16 protein-coding genes and 3 tRNA genes are annotated in these 16271 nt (G+C 34.9%); 17 read left to right on the top strand and 2 right to left on the bottom strand.

Annotated elements, in window-relative coordinates:
* Positions 1 to 130: 130 nt before the first annotated feature.
* From HORE_RS06280 to mnmL, 3 genes are all read left to right on the top strand, one after another.
* Positions 131 to 1510, top strand: coding sequence for an ISLre2-like element ISHor2 family transposase (locus HORE_RS06280; protein WP_012635658.1), 1380 nt, complete (start codon positions 131 to 133; stop codon positions 1508 to 1510).
* A 133-nt stretch (positions 1511 to 1643) separates the two neighbouring features.
* On the top strand, positions 1644 to 2234 hold the full coding sequence (gene mnmM / locus HORE_RS06275) for a tRNA 5-(aminomethyl)-2-thiouridylate-methyltransferase MnmM (RefSeq protein WP_012636135.1): 591 nt from the start codon (positions 1644 to 1646) through the stop codon (positions 2232 to 2234).
* 139 nt (positions 2235 to 2373) lie between these two features.
* Entirely contained in the window at positions 2374 to 3330 is a 957-nt protein-coding gene (gene mnmL, locus HORE_RS06270; protein WP_012636134.1) for a tRNA modification radical SAM protein MnmL/YtqA, read from the top strand.
* Between the two features lie 24 nt (positions 3331 to 3354).
* Here the strand turns inward: mnmL and HORE_RS06265 are convergent.
* Both HORE_RS06265 and HORE_RS06260 read right to left on the bottom strand, forming a co-directional pair.
* Positions 3355 to 3430 (bottom strand) — tRNA-Thr (locus tag HORE_RS06265).
* Positions 3431 to 3438: 8 nt separating this feature from the next.
* Positions 3439 to 3514 (bottom strand) — tRNA-Trp (locus HORE_RS06260).
* A 238-nt stretch (positions 3515 to 3752) separates the two neighbouring features.
* Between HORE_RS06260 and HORE_RS06255 the strand changes: the two genes are divergently transcribed.
* The 14 genes from HORE_RS06255 (at position 3753) to HORE_RS06190 (ending at position 16225) form a co-directional block, all read left to right on the top strand.
* A complete protein-coding gene (locus HORE_RS06255) occupies positions 3753 to 4046 on the top strand; it encodes a DUF2103 domain-containing protein (protein ID WP_012636133.1) in 294 nt (97 codons plus the stop codon).
* Positions 4047 to 4091: 45 nt separating this feature from the next.
* Positions 4092 to 4168: transfer RNA gene (locus tag HORE_RS06250), tRNA-Pro, on the top strand.
* An 83-nt stretch (positions 4169 to 4251) separates the two neighbouring features.
* Positions 4252 to 5580, top strand: a complete 1329-nt coding sequence (rimO, locus tag HORE_RS06245; RefSeq protein WP_012636132.1) for a 30S ribosomal protein S12 methylthiotransferase RimO — start codon at positions 4252 to 4254, stop codon at positions 5578 to 5580.
* Positions 5567 to 6124, top strand: coding sequence for a CDP-diacylglycerol--glycerol-3-phosphate 3-phosphatidyltransferase (gene pgsA, locus HORE_RS06240; RefSeq protein ID WP_012636131.1), 558 nt, complete (start codon positions 5567 to 5569; stop codon positions 6122 to 6124). Before rimO ends, pgsA begins: the two co-directional genes overlap by 14 nt.
* Positions 6117 to 6569, top strand: a complete 453-nt coding sequence (locus tag HORE_RS06235) for a phosphatidylglycerophosphatase A family protein (RefSeq protein WP_226984137.1) — start codon at positions 6117 to 6119, stop codon at positions 6567 to 6569. Before pgsA ends, HORE_RS06235 begins: the two co-directional genes overlap by 8 nt.
* A gap of 172 nt (positions 6570 to 6741) precedes the next feature.
* The gene (locus tag HORE_RS06230) at positions 6742 to 7293 is read left to right on the top strand and encodes a hypothetical protein (protein ID WP_012636129.1); all 552 of its coding nucleotides are present in this window, start codon (positions 6742 to 6744) and stop codon (positions 7291 to 7293) included.
* Positions 7286 to 8758, top strand: coding sequence for an AAA family ATPase (locus tag HORE_RS06225; protein ID WP_012636128.1), 1473 nt, complete (start codon positions 7286 to 7288; stop codon positions 8756 to 8758). The genes HORE_RS06230 and HORE_RS06225 overlap by 8 nt, the downstream gene beginning before the upstream one ends.
* A 505-nt stretch (positions 8759 to 9263) precedes the next feature.
* Positions 9264 to 10505: a competence/damage-inducible protein A gene (locus tag HORE_RS06220; RefSeq protein ID WP_012636127.1), complete on the top strand. Its 1242-nt coding sequence runs from the start codon at positions 9264 to 9266 to the stop codon at positions 10503 to 10505.
* Between the two features lie 87 nt (positions 10506 to 10592).
* Complete coding sequence (locus HORE_RS06215) at positions 10593 to 11777, top strand: tetratricopeptide repeat protein (RefSeq protein WP_012636126.1); 1185 nt, start codon at positions 10593 to 10595, stop codon at positions 11775 to 11777.
* Positions 11778 to 11781: 4 nt separating this feature from the next.
* A complete protein-coding gene (gene thpR, locus HORE_RS06210; protein WP_012636125.1) occupies positions 11782 to 12351 on the top strand; it encodes an RNA 2',3'-cyclic phosphodiesterase in 570 nt (189 codons plus the stop codon).
* Between the two features lie 104 nt (positions 12352 to 12455).
* Positions 12456 to 13520 carry a recombinase RecA gene (recA, locus tag HORE_RS06205; protein ID WP_083763094.1) on the top strand — a complete coding sequence of 355 codons (1065 nt, stop codon included), beginning with the start codon at positions 12456 to 12458 and terminating at the stop codon, positions 13518 to 13520.
* A 31-nt stretch (positions 13521 to 13551) separates the two neighbouring features.
* Positions 13552 to 14031: a regulatory protein RecX gene (locus HORE_RS06200; RefSeq protein WP_012636123.1), complete on the top strand. Its 480-nt coding sequence runs from the start codon at positions 13552 to 13554 to the stop codon at positions 14029 to 14031.
* Positions 14032 to 14234: 203 nt separating this feature from the next.
* Positions 14235 to 15779 carry a ribonuclease Y gene (gene rny, locus HORE_RS06195; RefSeq protein ID WP_012636122.1) on the top strand — a complete coding sequence of 515 codons (1545 nt, stop codon included), beginning with the start codon at positions 14235 to 14237 and terminating at the stop codon, positions 15777 to 15779.
* Between the two features lie 185 nt (positions 15780 to 15964).
* Complete coding sequence (locus tag HORE_RS06190; RefSeq protein ID WP_012636121.1) at positions 15965 to 16225, top strand: stage V sporulation protein S; 261 nt, start codon at positions 15965 to 15967, stop codon at positions 16223 to 16225.
* The last annotated feature ends 46 nt before the right edge of the window (positions 16226 to 16271 follow it).

Here is a 16271-nt window from a genome sequence, read left to right as displayed (position 1 = left end):
AAATTTAGGGATACTATATATGTTTGGTGCTGAAGAACGTGTAAAATTTAAGTAGGAAAAGAAGGAAAACAAGGTATAGATAAAGAAATAGAGACCTCAAACAAACCCGACCAAAGGAGTTGAGGTCTCTATGGTAAATATTTTACTACAAAACATAACAGATATCAATACCTTGGAGAAGGCAGCACTGGAACTTGCAAGGCAGATAATGGAGAAGGTAATAGAAAAGCTTGAAGAAGAGCTATTTAAAAATAAAGATAAAAATTTAGAAGTAGTAAGATTTTTAGAAAGAACGATATCGACTAAAGTTGGAAACATCAAGCTTAGAAGGCGACTATATAAAGACCAAAAAACAGGAAAAAGCGTCATTTTACTGGACAAAAAACTGGGGTTAAAAAAGAAAAAAAGAGTAAGTGGAGAATACCTAAAACTGCTGGTAATACTGGCAAGTAAGATGAGCTACAGGCAAGTGGAGGAAGTACTGGCTGAAGCCGGTTTTCCCCATTTAAGCCATACAACTATCTTTAATGAAGTCAGGGATTTTGGAAAAAGGGAGTCAGAGAGACTCAAACATGAAAAAGAGGAAGTATTCACTGGAGGTAAGATTTTAAAAGGAGAGGAAAAAGAAATACCACTACTATTCATTGAAGCTGACGGGATAATGGTTGGTAGTCAGGAAGAAGGAGGAAAGAAGCTGGAAATCAAACTGGGATTAATCCATGAGGGCTGGGAATACACTAGTCCAGCAAAAAAACGGAAGAGATTGAAGGAGCCACAAATAGTAGCAGGAGTCTATGGAAAAGCAGATGACTTTTATGAAGAATTAATCCATCAAATAAGCAAAAAATATAATCTTGAAAACACTTTAGTAGTATTAAACGGGGACGGTGCCAGCTGGATACAAAAGACCAGTAAGGAATACTTTGAAAATATAATAGTACAACTGGATAGGTATCATATAAAAAGAGATATAGGATTATACTTTGGAAGAGAAGTTGCAGATGATTTATGCAGGGTATTAGCAGAAGGAAGAAAGCAGGTATTTCTGGACACATTGGAATCGTTAATATGTATGGGAGAAACAGCTGAAAACCGAGAAAAGAGGAGGAAAATAATAAAGCATTTTAAAAAGTATGAAGAGCACTTATTAGATTACAGATATCGAATACCAACAGAATTAAGGAATAAAGAATTACATGGGATGGGAGCAGCTGAGGGCTATGTGGATAAGAATGTGGCTCGCAGGATGAAGAACCAGGGAATGAATTGGAGCAAAAAAGGTGCTGAGGCAATGGCTAGAATTTTAATGTTAAAACATAACAAGGAATTAAAAGAAAGACTTGGAGATCAGTATTACACAATAAAAAACCCGGTAAGGAAAATAAAATATATGTTTAAGAAAGTGGACAGGGATTGGAGTAAGTGGTTACAGGCAAAAATACCTGCAATAAATGGTCCAGATAGCGGTAAAGATTGGGTAAAAGCAATAAGAGGACTGGCAACTATTTAGAATAAATATTTATGGGTTGTTTGAGGTGAAATATTCTTCCTACCTTTTCTTGACACGTACATTTCTAAATATAAATTTGCTTTGATAGTAACAATAAGATAAAATTTATAAATAAGACCGGGGGTGTTATCAAGTGAGGAATTGTTATCAAATAAGGAATGATTTTATTCAGGCCGTTGAGTTTTCCCATGATCTTTTCAGGGTTCATGTAAAAAAAGGTTCAACAGTAATAGACGCAACAGCCGGAAATGGACATGATACCTGCTTTTTAGCAAGCCTTGTCGGTGAAAAAGGACAGGTTTATTCTTTTGATATTCAAAAGAAAGCTATTGAAAAGACTAAAGCTCTTTTAAAAGAACAAAACCTGGAAGAAAGGGTTTATCTTATTCATGATGGGCATGAAAACCTGGATAATTACATAAAAGGGCAGTTTATAGATGGTGTTATTTTTAATCTGGGATATTTACCCGGGGGAGATAAAAAAATAATAACCACACCTGATACAACTATTACTGCTCTTAAAAAATGTCTTCCTCTGATCAAACCAGGGGGAATAGTTGTTATAGTTATATATACTGGACATGAGGGAGGTAAGGATGAAGAAGAAAAGATAATAAAATATGCGGAGAAACTCAATTATACTGAATATAATGTGCTCCGTTATCATTTTATAAATCAGAGAAAAACACCACCTCAGGTTCTGGCCATTAAAAAAAGGCTATAGGGTCATTCATAATTAATTTATATGGATACACTTTTTATGGACACATACGAGGAGATGACTTCCAGTAAAATCAATTATTATAAAATATAAATTATAAAGTGAAACTTTTTATTAAGTTTGTTTTTCAGGGGGTTTTTTTATGGACATATATTATCGTTACTCAAAATATTTAAAGGAAAAGTATGGAGTTAAAACATATAAATTACCAGTTAATATACCGGTTAGCTGTCCCAATCGTGATGGTTTTTTAAGTGAGGGTGGGTGTTCATTTTGTGGTGAAATGGGAGCAGGGTTTGAAAATTATCCCGCTTCTATGTCAGTTAAAGAACAATTAGAAAAGAATAAAACATATATTGGTAATAAATATGGTGCTGAGAAGTTTATTGCCTATTTTCAGAATTTCTCAAACACATATTTACCTGTTGAAAAATTGCTTAAATACCTTGAAGAAGCTACAGAAGTTAATGATATTGCTGCCATAATTTTGTCTACCAGACCTGATTGTATCAACAATGTCTATTTAAAAAAAATAAAAGAGAAAATGGAAAAAAAAGTCCCTGAAATTAATCTGGGGCTTGAACTGGGATTACAGACTGTAAATTATCATACCCTGACCAGGGTAAACAGGGGACATACACTTGGAGAGGTTATTGATGCAATTTTAAATGCCCAAAAATATAATTTTGAGATAGGGATTCACCTCATTCTTAACTTGCCTGGTGATAACATGGTAGATGTAATTGAAAATGCTAAAATAATTTCAGCTTTAAAGGTGGATAATGTAAAGCTACATGCATTATATATCAGGGAAGGAACTGAATTTGCTGAAAAATATAAAAAAGGTGAGTTTGATATAATACCTCTTGAAGAATATGTTGAGAGGGTTATAACTTTTTTAGAATACCTTGACCCTCAAATAGCTATTCAGAGATTACTCGGGAGAGCACCTGAAGAAAAGACATTGTTTGCAAACTGGGATAAAAGCTGGTGGAAAATATACAATATCATCATTGAAGAAATGAAGAAGAGAAAAACTTATCAGGGAAAGAAGTTTGAATACCTTCAGGGGAAGGCTTTAAAGAAATTCATCAAATAAAAAATGGGGTTAAATAAAAAAAAATGGAGCTGACGACCGGACTTGAACCGGTAGCCTGCTGATTACAAGTCAGCTGCTCTACCAATTGAGCTACGTCAGCACCATAAATGGCAGGGGAGGCAGGACTTGAACCCGCAACCAACGGATTTGGAGTCCGCTACTCTACCAGTTGAGCTACTCCCCTGTGTTTCTTCAGTTGTTCAACGCAAGAATTATTATATCTGACAGGATTTAGCTGGTCAAGTCCAACAATTCTATATATTTTGGTTCAGACACAATTATATCAGTAAATATCAGTATAGCTTTCTCTCTCTTAATAATTCTTGTATATTAATTCATTATAAAAAGTAGACTTATTTATTTACCAGGCTTGCCATGACCATTTATTTTGTGTTATAATTTTCATCAAGGAAGTGGTTTACTTGGGTGGTAAATATAGAGATAATAAGATTAAGCAGGAGCATACTGTTCTTGATGAGATTATGCCTTTTCTAGAGGAGATTGCTAAATTAACTCCGGTTAAGAGTATCATACCGGGTAGGATTAACAGGAGAAAAGGAAGTGGAATACAGGCTTATCTTCAACTTAAGTACAATACACCAAGTGGTCTTAAAATCATAGGAAAAACAAGTTCGTCCTTACAGGAAGTATTTGTTGTTACCGATGAGCCTGAAAAGACGGTAAAACTTTTGAAAGAAAAAGATTTTGTTAAGTAGGTCTTGACAATAAAAACATGTTTATATATAATATATATTGCTTGACGGGTTGTGGCGCAGCTGGGTAGCGCGCACGTCTGGGGGGCGTGAGGTCCCGGGTTCAAATCCCGGCAACCCGACCATTTTTTTATAAAACAACTGAGGTGTTAATGCCTCAGTTAATTTTTTTTGTGAATTGTTTTAAATATTCAGGAAAGTGGTGAACATGATTAAAGTAGGGCTTATATCACTTGGATGTCCTAAAAATCAAGTTGACAGTGAAATAATGTTAGGTTTTTTATCTAATGATAAAAATTTTACTGAAGTTGACGACCTTGAGTTAGCAGATGTTATAGTTATTAATACATGTGGTTTTATTCAGGATGCAAAAGAAGAATCGATAGAAACGATTCTTGAAGCTGGTCAGTACAAATCTGTAGGGAATTGTAAAGCTTTAATTGTTACCGGTTGTTTAACACAACGGTATAGAGAAGAAATACTGGAGAATATGCCAGAAGTTGATGCTATTCTGGGAACAGGAAATTTTGATAAAATAATTCCTACAATTAAAAAGGTCTTAAAAGGTCAAAGGGTTAGTAATATAGGTAATCCGACTTTTAACTATAATGATGTTCCCCGGAAAATCAGGACTTCACATTTTGCATATGTTAAAATAGCTGAAGGTTGTGATAACAGGTGTACCTATTGCAGTATTCCCTATATACGAGGAAAACTAACAAGTCGACCGATAGAAGATATTTATAATGAGGTTGTAAAACTGGGTCAGCAGGGGATTAAAGAAATCATTCTTGTAGCCCAGGATACAACTCAGTATGGAAAAGATATTTATGGTAAAAGTATGCTCTTACCTCTATTAAAAGAACTGGTTGAGATTGATAGTATTAAATGGATCAGGTTATTATACTGTTATCCTGAAAGAATAACCGATGAGTTGTTGTTTTTTATTGCAGAAAACAATAAAATATGTAACTATCTGGATCTCCCCATTCAGCATTCTTCAAATAAGATAAGGAGATTAATGAATAGGAAAGGAAGCCGGGAAGAACTTATAAACTTGATAAAAAGAGTAAGGGAACTGGTTCCTGATATAGTAATCAGAACATCATTAATTGTAGGTTTTCCCGGAGAAACAGATGAAGACTTTAATGATTTATTTAATTTTGTCAAAGAAATTAAATTTGATAGACTCGGTGTATTCAAATACTCCCGGGAAGAAAATACTCCTGCAGCTTCATTTCCTGGACAGATTAGTGAAAAAATTAAAGACGAGAGATATAATAAAATTATGGAGGTCCAGCAGAAAATATCAAGAAATAAAAATCAGGAAAGAATAGGTGAGAAGGTAAAAGTATTAATAGATGAACTAACAGATGAAATGGCTATAGGAAGGACCCAGTATGATGCCCCTGAAATTGATAACCAGGTTTATGTCTCCTGTAATGGAAAAATTAGTGAAGGTGACATGATTTTATGCAGGGTTACTGAGGCTTATGAATATGATTTACTGGGAGAGTGTATTTATGAATTTGCCTAATAAATTAACATTGACCCGTATAATACTCGTACCTGTTTTTATGGGTTTTTTATTTCTCCGTAAGGACTACCCCGGTTATGCTGAAGTACTGGCCTTGATAACATTTGTTGTTGCAGCGGTTACCGATGGACTTGATGGATACCTGGCCCGTAAACACAAAATTGTAACCAAATTTGGAAAGATTGTTGATCCTCTGGCCGATAAACTGTTAATATCAGCAGCCTTAATTTCATTTGTGGCTATGAAAGAAATTTCAGCCTGGGCTGCAATTATTATTATAGGCCGGGAACTGGCCATTACGGGCTTAAGGGTAGTTGCTGCCAGTGAAGGTTCTGTTATTTCGGCCAGCTACTGGGGAAAATGGAAAACTACCCTACAGATTATTGCAATAATAGCTTTGATCCTTGATCCTGAGATTATTCCACTTCCTTTTAATCTGTCCAGTATTCTCTTATGGGTTGCTGTAACCATTACGGTTATATCAGGAATTATGTACTTTAAAAATGCCGACATTGACTTTTTTAAAGAAGAAAAGGATGAATAAAGATATGTTCAGGATACTAAATAAAGTAATAGCAACAGGTTTTTTCTCAGGATATCTCCCTGTGGCCCCTGGAACCTGGGGTTCATTACTGGCATTAATTTTAATTATATTTTTTCCGGGATTACTTACTATCCCGGTGCTCCTTTTGACCATTGTAACAGGAATAACAGTCGCTTCCCTTGAAGAAAATTTTACAGGAATAAAAGATAAACCCAGCATTGTAATTGATGAAATAACCGGTATTTTTATCACATTTACAGGGGTTGAAATCAACTGGTGGGTTTTATTAGCAGGGTTTATCCTATTCAGGTTTTTTGATATTTTCAAGCCATTTCCAATAAATAGGTCTCAGAATTTACCCTCAGGACTAGGAATTATGATGGATGATATTCTGGCTGGATTATTAAGTATGTCTATTATTAAACTGGTCTTTATTTTTATATAGCTTCCTTTAATAACTATTAAAAATAGTTTTTGACTTTATTTATTAGATAACCGGATTTGTCTAATGGATTGGTCCGGTTATATTTTTTTCTGGTAAAGATTACTTTTGTTATTGTGTAGAAACATAGGTTAGTTGTATGTTATAATAAACCGCAGAAGGAAGGTGATTACCTGTGGAGATAAAAGGCATTAAAATAAATGTTGTTGTTTTGAGTATGCTTATTATTGTCCTGGCATTCTTTGCCGGTCAGCATTTATTTAAATTGTATAATATTGAAAAACCTTTAACCGATGAGCTTAAGTCTGTTAAAGGGGTTCAGGATGTTAAATTACTGGAAAGTGGCGACAAAACAGATGTAAGTGTAAAACTATCTTCAGATGTTGATTTTTATAAAAGGTATCATCAGCTTGAAAAGATTGCCTCTGAAAAACTGGGGAATGAACTAGGAAAAATTATTGTCAATAATGAAGATAACTCACTTGAAGAAATTTATTATCAGATGCATTACTATATTTTTGAAGGAATTTCTACCTACCGCTTTAGTTATATGAAAAATGAAATCAAAGAAATAGCAGAGAAAAATAACGTCAGTGACTACAGGGTATGGGTTGATGAAAAGGCTGTATATTTAAAGCTAAACAGGGGTAAAACCTCTTATTATAAAGTAATACCCCGTCAGGGTATAACCGTATCTTTCAAGGCAGGAGGTGATAGTAGTGGTTAAAGAAGTAGGAATTGGAGCAGGAATTGGGGTTTTAATAATTCTTGCCCTTAAAGGTTTTAATATACTTCCGGTAATCTTTTTTGGTTTTCTTGTGTTTTTTCTATGGCAGATGCTTTCTCCTTCATTATCCATTAGCAGTCAAACAGGTATAAAAGAAGGGAATAAAAAAATACCTCATGTTAAGTTTGATGATATTGGTGGGCAGGAAACGGCCAAGAATGAATTGATTGAAGCCTTAAATTTTGTAAAAAACCTGGACAGGATTAAATATATGGGGATCAGGCCTATTAAAGGTATTCTGTTGAGTGGTCCTCCGGGAACCGGTAAGACAATGCTGGCAAAAGCGTCAGCCCGTTATACCGATTCTGTTTTCAAGGCAACTTCAGGAAGTGAATTTATTGAGATGTATGCTGGATTAGGAGCCAAAAGGGTTAGACAACTTTTTAAAGAAGCAAGACAATCAGCCAAAAAGTATGGAAAGTCAAGTGCCATTGTTTTTATTGATGAAATAGATGTTGTTGGGGGTAAAAGGGGACAGGTGACCAGCCATCTTGAATATGATCAGACTTTAAATCAATTACTTGTTGAAATGGATGGTTTATCTGTTGATGATGAAGTTCAAATCCTGGTTATGGCAACAACCAACAGGATTGATATCCTTGATCCCGCTTTATTAAGACCAGGTCGTTTTGATAGAATTGTTCAGGTAGATTTACCAGCTAAAGAGGGCCGATTAAGTATTTTAAAGATCCATACGTCAAATAAACCCCTGGCAGAAGAAGTTAATCTGGAGCAGATAGCCCGGGAAACATTTGGATTCTCAGGGGCTCATCTAGAAAATCTTACGAATGAAGCAGCTATCATGGCCATGCGAGGCAATGAAGATCAGATTCATCAAAAGCATTTTCTTGAAGCAATAGACAAGGTAATCATGGGTGAAAAGTTGGATCGTCGCCCCGGTAAAGAAGAATTGAAAAGAATTGCTGTCCATGAAACCGGTCATGCCTTAGTTGGTGAGAAGTTCTGTCCTGGCTCTGTTTCTGCAATAACCATTACTTCAAGAGGAAAGGCCCTGGGTTATGTCCGCCATAATCCCAGAGATGATATGTATTTGCAGACCAGAGACTATATTGAAAAACAAATCGGTATCAGCATTGCCGGAGCAATTGCAGAAGATATTCTATTAAATGATAGGAGTACCGGAGCAACCAACGATTTTAAAAAAGCCGTAAAACTGGCCAATAAAATGGTGGCTTCAGGGATGACTGATCTCGGTGTTGTTGAGGAAAGTACCGTTCCTAAACAATTACTCCATGAGGAAAGAACCAAAATATTTAAAAAAGTAGAGAAAAAAGTCCGCAATATCATTAATAATAATAAAGAAATTATGGAAAAGATTACGCGTAAGTTGGTTGAAGAAGAAAGGTTTTCGGGAGATGAACTAAGGAGATTATTAAATAATTAGACCGGATTAATACTTTATCTAGCCAGATTACTGATAAGTATCAGTAATTCTGGTTAATACATAATTAAAATAATAGAAGAAAAGTTTTTAGGTTGATTTTACTAAATAATATCCAAAAGGTTTAAAAAGTTTAAACATTATACCAGAAGGAATTATAAAAACGCAAAACATATATTATGCGCAAAATAATACACAAAATTAACTTTACAAAATATAAGAATTTAATTTATAAATCATAATCCCAATTTCATGTAATTTAAATTATGTATATGGTATGGTATAATTAAATTAGTTTTAATTAAATTTTTTATTAAACCGGGTTATTTATAATTGATTTTTCTGGTCGCAAAACTTGACTTATTATTTTTTATTATTAGTTTATTTCAATTTTTAAGGTAAGTGGGATAGAGGTTATTTAATTTTTTTAGTATAACTAAATTATTAAAGAACTTGTTAATAACTTTTTTCAGTGTTATAAGCTATGGAAAAAGAAAGGGGACAGTAAGTGATAGCTGAAATAATCTCAATAGGAACAGAATTACTCCATGGTGATATTGTCGATACCAATTCGGCTTACCTGGCTGAAAAATTAACAGGCTGTGGTATAGATGTTCATTATATTAGCACAGTTGGTGATAATAAACAGAGGTTATATAAAACTTTACAACAGGCTGTCGAGAGAGCAGATTTGATTATTACCACTGGTGGTCTTGGTCCAACGATGGATGACCTGACCCGGGAAGCTATATCAGAAATAACAACTTGTCCTTTAGTAATGAGGCCAGACCTTGTTATTGATATTGAAGGTTATTTCAATCATAAAAGAACGACAATGACTCCCAATAACCTGAAACAATCGTATCTTCCTGAAGGGGCAATACCGATAAATAATCCTGTTGGTACTGCTCCTGGAATATTACTTGAGAAAGATAATTATATTATTATATCTTTGCCCGGGGTACCGCGGGAAATGAAGATAATGTTTGAAGAAAGTGTCCTGCCATATATTAAGAAAAAAAATAATTTAATGATTATATCTAAGGAACTACATTTTATTGGAATAGGGGAGTCTACCCTGGAAACAAAGCTAGAAGATATTATGGATTCTATGAACCCTTCCCTGGCATTATTAGCCGGGGATGGAGAAGTAAAATTAAAAATTACCGGTAAAGGAAGAACGAAGAAAAAAATAGAAAATAAAATATCAGAAATAGTCAAAACTGTCAGGAATAGAGTGGGAGAATATATTTACGGAGAAGACGAGACAAGTTTACCGGATGAAATAGGTAAATTATTATCAAAAAGAGGGGTTACCATAGCCCTGGCTGAGTCATGTACTGGGGGACTGATTGGGGCAAGAATTACAGATATACCGGGGAGTTCAGCATATTTTAAAGGAGGAGTCATTGCCTACAGTAATGAAGTTAAGATTAATCATCTCGGAGTTAATAAAAATACAATTAATAAAGAGGGGGCTGTTAGTCCGGAAACTGCAGCTGAAATGGCTAGTGGAGTTCGCCAGAGATTGGAGGCTGACATTGGACTTAGTGTCACCGGTATTGCTGGTCCTGAAGGGGGTACAGATGAAAAACCGGTAGGCCTGGTGTACGTCGGTCTGGCCGGGATTGATGGTGAGGTAAAAACATATAAATTAAATTTTAAAGGTGATCGTAATAAAAACAGGTGGTTAACTACTCAGTCTGCTTTTTATTATTTATACCGGTATCTTAAATTTTCTTTTAAATGACAGGGAAGTTGTCATCTGAAAGAGTTTTTTATTATTAATGTTTTAACAATATATTTTTGAGAGGATTATATCCAGGGGGGCATGTTGATGAAAAGAAAGTATTATTTATTAATATTATCAATTTTTATTTTTATAATGGCATTTAGTACTACAGGACTGGCTATTGAAATTAATGATAATTCTTCATTTATCAAGGGAATAACATCTTATTATAATCAAAACTTTGATGAAGCTATTGTTAATTTAAATAAAGCAATTAAAAATAATAATAATGAACAAATAATAGTTGATTCCCTTTACTATCAAACCCTGTGCTATATTGGGAAAAATGATATTGTCAAAGCTAAAGAAAACATCTTAAAATTAAAAAAAATGGGATATGAATTTGGAATTATTCACTGGAAACTTGGTGAGGTTTACTTAAATAAACATAAACAATTTGATAGTCCATTTTATAATGAAGCAAAAAAAGAACTGGAAAAAGCTTATTTACTTGGTATTAATACTACTCTTTTCCACAGGAGCCTTGCTCTTGTCTATAAAAATCTTGACGAATTAGATAAAGCAGAAGAGGAGTATGAAATGATAATAGCCCAGAATGGACAAGCCGAAGATTATATTAATCTGGCTTCTATTTATAAAAAACTGGGTAAGGTGAATTTGGCCATTAATACTTATGAAAAGGCTCTTGATATGACTGAAAGCACTCAGAATAGGATATCAATTTATTCAAACCTGGCTGAACTTTACATGAATGATAAAGATTATGAGAAGGCGATAAAAGTTCTTGAGGAAAGTAAAAAGATTAATCCTGATTTTGTTGCTATAAGTACTAAACTTGGTGAGGCCTATTATTTAAGTGGCAATTATGAACTGGCCAGAGAGGAATTTGAAAAAGTAGTATCAATCAATGATAAATCCTATAAAGCCTATTATTATCTTGGAAAAATTCATGAAATTAACCACAATGAGGATAAAGCCATTTATTATTATAAACAGGCCCTCAAATATAACCCCGAATATGCCTCAGCATATATCGCTCTGGGAGATATTTATATTAGACAGGATAAACCCTATTTAGCCATTTCCCATTATTCAACTGCAATTGAAAAAAACCCGAATTACCCTGATAGCCATTTCCACCTTGCGGTAACTTATTATATACTAGAAATGGAAGATGCAGCCATTGCTGAATTAAAGAAAACATTACACTTAAATCCAAATCACCGCGGTGCTCAAAAACTGTTAGAGAAATTAACAGAGGGTGAGTAATTTTATGAGGTTATTTATTGCTGTTAATATTCCTGACAGGACAAAAGACCTTATAGAACGTAAACTCATCACTATTAAAAGGCAGGTTAGACAGGGTATAAAATGGGTCAAAAAAGATAACTGGCATATAACCCTGAAATTCATAGGAGAGGTGGGGGATGAGAAAGTCTCCGAAATAAAGGATTCTTTAGAAAGTATTTCAGAGAGAGTAAAACCGTTTTCTATTACAATTAATGGCCCTGGGGCTTTTCCAGATATCACAAGGCCAAGGGTAATGTATTTAAGTATTAAAGAAGGTAGTGATAACCTGACTTCTGTCTATAAACTGTTAGAAAAAGACTTAATAGATAGAGGATTTAAAGCCGATGATAGGGAATTTACTCCACATCTTACTCTGGCCCGGAGCAGGCGAAGAACTGATCTTAACCAGTTATCTAAACGTCTTAATAAAGTAGTAGAAAGTCTTGAAGATTTTAAAGCCAGAGTAAATATAAATAAACTGAGTTTGATGAAAAGTGAGCTTTATAGAACAGGACCAGTGTATAAAGAAATATTTTCAGTTTTTTTAGAATAACCCTTGCTTTTTTAAAACATATGTTCTATAATGTTAACTAACAGGACTGAACATATTTTCGGTTTTTGTAATAATTCAAAAATTGGTGGGAAGGTGTGGTAATTTTGGCTAAAAACGAGAAGGAAAAAGCTCTGGAGATGGCTGTAAAACGTATAGAAAAACAATTTGGGCAGGGGTCTATTATGAAACTGGGAGAGGCTACTGCCCTTAATGTAGAAGTTATTCCAACAGGTGCTTTACCCCTTGATTTAGCATTAGGGGTAGGGGGTGTTCCCAGGGGTAGAATTATTGAAATCTATGGACCTGAATCCTCGGGTAAGACTACTCTGGCTTTACACATAATTGCTGAAGCCCAGAAACGCAACGGGGTTGCTGCTTTTATTGATGCTGAACATGCCCTTGATCCCAAATATTCAGAGAATCTGGGGGTTAACATCGATAATTTATTGATATCACAGCCAAATAATGGTGAAGAAGCCCTGGAAATAGCCGAAGCCCTCGTGCGCAGTAATGCCATCGATGTAATTGTTATAGATTCTGTTGCTGCTCTTGTTCCCAAGGCTGAACTGGATGGAGAAATGGGAGATAGTCATGTTGGTTTACAGGCCCGGTTAATGTCCCAGGCCATGAGGAAATTATCGGGTGCTATCAGTAAATCAAAGACTGTCTGCATTTTTATTAACCAGATCAGAGAAAAGGTCGGGGTAATGTTTGGTAATCCCGAAACAACTCCAGGTGGACGAGCCCTTAAATTTTATTCTTCAGTAAGAATGGAAATCAGAAAAACTCAGACCCTGAAAAATGGAGATGAAATAGTAGGGAGTCAGACCAGGGTGAAAGTTGTTAAAAACAAAGTTGCTCCTCCATTCAGGCGGGCTATTTTTGATATTATGTATGGAACGGGTATATCGACATCAGGATGTATCCTCGATATGGGGGTTGATACCGGAATTATTGACAGGGCTGGTTCCTGGTATTCCTATGGTGATGAGCGTCTGGGACAGGGACGTGAAAATGCTAAAAACTTCCTTGAAGATAACCCGGATATTATGAAAGAAATTGAAATGAAGATTAAAGAACGGGTAGGTCTGGAAGTGGAGGATGAAGTTGCCTCAACTAAAGAAAATAAATCAACTGGAAAATCGAAAGCTAAAGGTAAGAAAAAGTGATATAAATTATATATAATAAGGGATGATAACCTTGGAGGAGGATATATATCAAAAAGCCAAGGATGATGCATTTCGGCTCCTATCTTATCGGGAGCGGAGCCAGTATGAGCTAGCCAGCAGGTTGATTAAAAAAGGATATTCTAAAAATGTAGCAGATAAGGTTGTAAACCATCTCAAAACATTGGGATATATAGATGATTATAGATTTTGCGAAAAATATGTTAGGCATAAAATAAAGAATAATCCCAGGGGAAAGATGCTTTTGTATTATGAATTAAGGAAGAAGGGATTGGACGAGGGTACCATTAGAAATGTATTAGAGGAAATGGTCCCTGAAGAAACTGAAATTAATATAGGAATAAAACTTGCTACAAAATGGTTACATCATAACCATAATATTAATAAAAAGTTATCAAAATTGAAGAGATATCTTAATCGAAAGGGATTTAGTTTATATATAATCCATAAAATTATTAATCAGATTGAAAACAATAATGAGAAAACATATTAATATTATGTATAAGGACATCTTCTTATAATTTTACAGTTGTTTTTTATAAAGGACCGCCCTTTAGCTATGGCGGTCTTTGTCTTTATTTCGGGTATTATTTTTTCATTTCTTGACAGGTCTAAAGAAAAGATATAAAATAATATCAGGCGTTTTCCCAATTGATTTCAAGGAGATTTCTAAATACAACTAAATAAAGTTAGGAGGTGAATAATATTAATGGAGGTGCGCTTTATGTAATTATTGCTTTACCACTGGGGATATTATTAGGTTATTTAATTAGAAAATATATTGCTGAAGCCAGGATTCAGACGGCTGAAGAAGAAGCCAGAAAGCTCCTTCAGGAAGCAGAACGAAATGCAGAATCACAAAAAAGAGAGATAATTATTGAGGCCAAGGAAATTGCCCATAATATTAAAGAAGAGGCTAATAGAGAAACTCAAAAGCGTCGAAATGAACTCCAGAGAATAGAAGATCGACTGGTTAATAAGGAAGAATCCCTGGACCGGAAAACCGAAATTCTGGAGAAAAAAGAACAGAGTTTAAGAGATAAAGAAAGTAATCTCGATAAATTAGAATCTGAAATTAAAGAACTTAAAGAAAAAGAACTAAAAACCCTTGAAGAAATATCTAAATTTACCCAGGAAGAAGCAAAGGAGTATTTATTTAAAAAAGTTGAAGAAGAATTAGACCACGAATTCGCTAAAATGATTAAAGAAAAAGAGGCTAAAGCCAAAGAAGAAGCAGATAAAAAGGCACGTGAAATATTATCACTGGCTATACAGAGATGTGCAGCAGACCATGTTGCTGAAACAACTGTCTCGGTTGTGTCTTTGCCCAATGATGAAATGAAGGGACGAATAATTGGTCGTGAAGGTAGAAATATCCGCACCCTGGAAAGCCTGACTGGAATTGATCTTATCATAGATGACACACCTGAAGCAGTTGTAATTTCAGGCTTTGATCCCATCAGACGTGAAATAGCCAGAATTGCCCTCGAAAAACTGATAGTAGATGGAAGAATACATCCGGCACGAATTGAAGAAATGGTAGAAAAGGCCAGAAAAGAACTTGATGCCCATATAAGGGAAGTAGGAGAAGAGGCTACTTTTGATGCTGGAGTTCATGGTTTACATCCGGAACTTGTAAAACTACTAGGAAGACTTAAATATCGGACCAGTTATGGCCAGAATGTATTACAGCACTCCCTTGAAGTATCCTATTTAGCTGGAATAATGGCTGCTGAACTTGGAGCCGATATTAACCTGGCTAAACGTGGTGGACTTTTACATGATATTGGAAAATCCATAGACCATGAAGTAGAGGGTCCACATGTTAAAATCGGGGTAGATATTGCCCGTAAATACGGAGAGTCTGATAAGGTTCTTCATATTATCGAAGCCCATCATGGTGATTTTGAATTTAAATCTGTCGAAGCAGTACTGGTCTCTGCTGCTGATGCAATATCAGCTGCTCGACCAGGTGCTAGAAGGGAAACGCTGGAAGCTTACATTAAACGTCTGGAAGAATTAGAAAAGCTGGCTAATTCTTTTAATGGTGTTGAAAAGGCTTATGCGATTCAGGCCGGTAGAGAAATAAGGGTTATAGTTGAGTCTGATAAAGTTGATGATTCTAAAGCAGCTAAACTATCCCGGGATTTGGCTCAGAAAATTGAAGATAATCTGGATTATCCCGGTCAGATTAAAGTTGTTGTTATCAGGGAAACAAGGGCAATTGATTACGCCAAATAAAATTTGAAAATCCGGGCTCCTTATGGAGCCCTTTTTATAATCACAAAAATGTTTGAATCAAATAAAGATAGAGAAAATTTTTTATATATTTTTTTCAAATTTATGCAGGAATTTTTTTAAGTTGTGACTAATATATTATATAAAAGTAGTTAAAATTTTACAAAACAAGGAGGTATTTTACTAACATGGAAGTATTGAAGGTATCAGCCAAATCAAGTCCAAATTCAGTGGCAGGGGCATTAGCAGTTGTTTTAAGAGAAAGAGGAAGTGCGGAACTCCAGGCAATAGGAGCTGGAGCCTTAAATCAGGGAATAAAAGCAGTTGCTATAGCCAGAGGATTTGTTGCTCCCAGTGGAATTGATTTAATATGTATTCCCGCCTTTACTGATATTGAAATCGATGGGGAAGAAAGGACAGCAATAAAATTAATAGTAGAACCCCGCTAAATTTAACGCTTTACAATAAATATTCCTGTTTGCCATTAAGGCAAAC

The sequence above is a fragment of the Halothermothrix orenii H 168 genome (assembly GCF_000020485.1).
In the GTDB taxonomy this organism is placed as follows: Bacteria; Bacillota; Halanaerobiia; order Halanaerobiales; family Halothermotrichaceae; genus Halothermothrix; species Halothermothrix orenii.
This window is presented reverse-complemented; position numbering and strand designations above follow the sequence as displayed.

What these genes read in the sequence shown, in the direction of transcription:
- rimO (WP_012636132.1), top strand. Translation starts at nt 4,252, where the DNA reads ATGATTAAAGTAGGGCTTATATCACTTGGATGTCCTAAAAATCAAGTT.
- HORE_RS06280 (WP_012635658.1), top strand. Translation starts at nt 131, where the DNA reads ATGGTAAATATTTTACTACAAAACATAACAGATATCAATACCTTGGAG.
- thpR (WP_012636125.1), top strand. Translation starts at nt 11,782, where the DNA reads ATGAGGTTATTTATTGCTGTTAATATTCCTGACAGGACAAAAGACCTT.
- HORE_RS06235 (WP_226984137.1), top strand. Translation starts at nt 6,117, where the DNA reads ATGAATAAAGATATGTTCAGGATACTAAATAAAGTAATAGCAACAGGT.
- HORE_RS06215 (WP_012636126.1), top strand. Translation starts at nt 10,593, where the DNA reads ATGAAAAGAAAGTATTATTTATTAATATTATCAATTTTTATTTTTATA.
- HORE_RS06190 (WP_012636121.1), top strand. Translation starts at nt 15,965, where the DNA reads ATGGAAGTATTGAAGGTATCAGCCAAATCAAGTCCAAATTCAGTGGCA.
- pgsA (WP_012636131.1), top strand. Translation starts at nt 5,567, where the DNA reads ATGAATTTGCCTAATAAATTAACATTGACCCGTATAATACTCGTACCT.
- mnmL (WP_012636134.1), top strand. Translation starts at nt 2,374, where the DNA reads ATGGACATATATTATCGTTACTCAAAATATTTAAAGGAAAAGTATGGA.